At 65.6% G+C, this 2,541-nt stretch carries 3 protein-coding genes and 1 pseudogene; 3 read left to right on the top strand and 1 reads right to left on the bottom strand.

Annotated elements, in window-relative coordinates:
• From JOZ76_RS30110 to holA, 3 genes are all read left to right on the top strand, one after another.
• Nucleotides 1-633 (top strand): class I tRNA ligase family protein (locus JOZ76_RS30110; RefSeq protein ID WP_291704937.1); only part of this gene is annotated, 633 nt, incomplete at its 5' end.
• The gene (gene lptE / locus JOZ76_RS30105; RefSeq protein ID WP_291704935.1) at nt 620-1,171 is read left to right on the top strand and encodes an LPS assembly lipoprotein LptE; all 552 of its coding nucleotides are present in this window, start codon (nt 620-622) and stop codon (nt 1,169-1,171) included. The genes JOZ76_RS30110 and lptE, both read left to right, overlap by 14 nt.
• A complete protein-coding gene (holA, locus tag JOZ76_RS30100) occupies nt 1,172-2,200 on the top strand; it encodes a DNA polymerase III subunit delta (RefSeq protein WP_291704933.1) in 1,029 nt (342 codons plus the stop codon). It abuts the gene before it with no gap.
• 102 nt (nt 2,201-2,302) lie between these two features.
• Here the strand turns inward: holA and JOZ76_RS30095 are convergent.
• Nucleotides 2,303-2,541 (bottom strand): annotated as a pseudogene (locus JOZ76_RS30095) (ParB/RepB/Spo0J family partition protein); the annotation flags it as partial.

The raw sequence follows: 2,541 nt of genomic DNA, 5'->3' as shown, positions 1-2,541 counted from the left end.
CGCGACGTGATCTGGAGCGATGAACGGGTCCAGGGCGCCTCGCGTTTCGCGCAGCGCCTGTGGCGGGTCGTGAACGAATCCGTGGACATCGCGAAGAACGCACCGAGCGGACGGCCGGCGTCATTCGGGGCTGATGCCCTCGCCCTGCGCAAGGCGGCACATGGCGCCCTCGACAAGGTTTCGGGCGGCATCGAACGGCTGCATTTCAACGTGTGCCTGGCCCATATCCGCGAGTTCACCACAGCACTCTCCGACGTGCTGGCCAAGCCAGACAAGCCTGCGCCGGATCTGGCCTGGTCGGTGCGCGAGGCGGCACTGATTCTCGTTCATCTGTTCGCACCGATGATGCCGCATCTGGCCGAGGAATGCTGGCAGCTGCTGGGACAAGCGGGCCTGATCTCCGAGGCCAATTGGCCGCAAATCGAACCCGATTTGCTGGTGCAAGAGACCGTGACCCTGGTCGTCCAGGTCAACGGCAAGAAGCGCGGCGATGTCACAGTCGGAAGCGGAGCCGAGAATCCCGAAATTGAGACTGCCGTTTTGGGGCTCGATGCAGTAAAGTTGGCTCTCGGTGGGAGGCCCGCCCGCAAGGTCATTATTGTTCCGAAGAGGATCGTGAATGTCGTTGGCTAGGACCCGCATTGTCGTCCGGCTTTTGGCCGTGTCCGTCCTCGCGGCACTGACCGCCGGCTGCTTTCAACCGATGTACGCCGAGCATACCGACGGCACGCCGGGCTTGCGCGACAAGCTCCTCGGTGTGGAACTCCCCCCTGTCGACAAGCCGAATGCGTCGCCGGAAGCGCGGATCGGGGTGGAGATCCGCAATGCGCTCGCCTTTAAGCTCTACGGCACCGCAACGGGAACTGCGCCGACCCATCGCTTGGTGCTGCGCTTCACGACCAGCCGCTCCTCGCTGATCGTCGATCCGAACACCGGCCTGCCGACCAGCGAGAACCTCGGCATCGACGCGCAATACAATCTGATCGACATCGCCTCGAACAAGTCGGTGATGACCGGAACCACCTTCTCCCGCGTGACCTACGACATGCCGGGGTCCTATCAGCGCTTCTCGCGCACCCGCGCGATTCGCGACGGCGAAGACCGCGCCGCGCAGGAAATCGCGGAGAATATCCAGACCCGGCTCGCGTCGTTCTTCTACGCCGGCACTTGATTGGTCGCCCTTCGCGGACGAGAGATCGACGCCTATCTCGCCCGCCCCGACGCGGGCCGCCCGATCATCCTGCTCTATGGGCCAGACGCCGGCCTCGTCCGTGAGCGTGCCGACGCCTTGCTCGCGTCCGCGGTCGACGATCCCAGCGATCCGTTCTCGCTGGTCAAGCTCGATGGCGACGAGCTTGCGGCCGAGCCGTCGCGCCTGGTCGACGAGGCTATGACCGTGCCGCTGTTCGGCGGCCGTCGCGCGATCCGCGTGCGCGCCGGCGCCCGCAATTTTGCGAGCGGCGTCGACACGCTGGCCGAAATGCAACTGAAGGACTGCCGCGTCGTCATCGAGGCCGGCGAACTGCGCCCGGAGTCGCCGCTGCGCAAAAGCTGCGAGCGCGCCAAGACGGCGGTCGCAATCGGCTGCTATCCCGACACCGAGCGCGACCTCGCCAAGCTGATCGACGACGAATTGCGGCAAGCGAATCTGCGGATCGCGCCCGATGCCCGCGCGACCTTGACCGACCTGCTCGGCGGGGACCGGCAGGCGTCACGCAACGAGCTGCGCAAGCTGACGCTGTATGCGCACGGTCAGGGCGAGGTGACGCTCGACCATGTGAAGGCGGTCGTATCGGATGCATCCGACCTGACGCTCGACCCGATCGTCGACGGCGCGTTTGCCGGAAGGCCGGAACTGGTCGAAACGGAATTCGCCAAAGCGATGGTCGCCGGCACCTATCCCGGTCTCATCATCTCGGCGGCGCTGCGCCACGCGACCTGGCTGCACAAATCAGCGCTGGCGGTCGCCGAGGGAACGCCGGCGTCTGCGGTCATTGATGGCGGTTTCCCGCGCCTGCATTTTTCGCGAAAGCCGGCGGCCGAAACGGCGTTGCGCAATTTTTCGCCGGCACGGCTGCTTGCCATCGTTGATCAGCTCGGCACCGCGGCGCTCGACACGCGCAAGCAGCCGTCGCTTGCGGCCGCCATTGCACAGCGCACGCTGCTGTCCATCGCGGTGAACGCAAAGCGACGGGGATAGTCATTGCGAGCGAAGCGAAGCAATCCAGAGCCCCCCGCTCGGCTCTGGATTGCTTCGGCGCTGTCGCGCCTCGCAATGACGGGATGGTGCTTTCACGAAGCGTCAGCCGCCCCGCTCGAGCCTTCGCGTGATTTCGTCGAGTTGCTCCAGATTGCGATAGTTGATCTGGACCGAACCGCCGGGATCGCGATGGTTGATGGCCACGGCAAGCCCGAGCGCATCGCTCACCCGTTTCTCCAGCGCGGCCGTGTCGGCGTCCTTCGTCTTGGTGGCGGCGCCGCGTGGCTTCTGCGGCTTGCGTTCCGGTACGCCCTCGACATGCGCGAGCTGCTCGGCCTGAC

This window comes from Bradyrhizobium sp. (genome assembly GCF_019244115.1).
In the GTDB taxonomy this organism is placed as follows: domain Bacteria; phylum Pseudomonadota; class Alphaproteobacteria; order Rhizobiales; family Xanthobacteraceae; genus Bradyrhizobium.
Note: the sequence above shows the minus strand (reverse complement) of the source record. Positions and strands in the feature narration are given on the sequence as shown.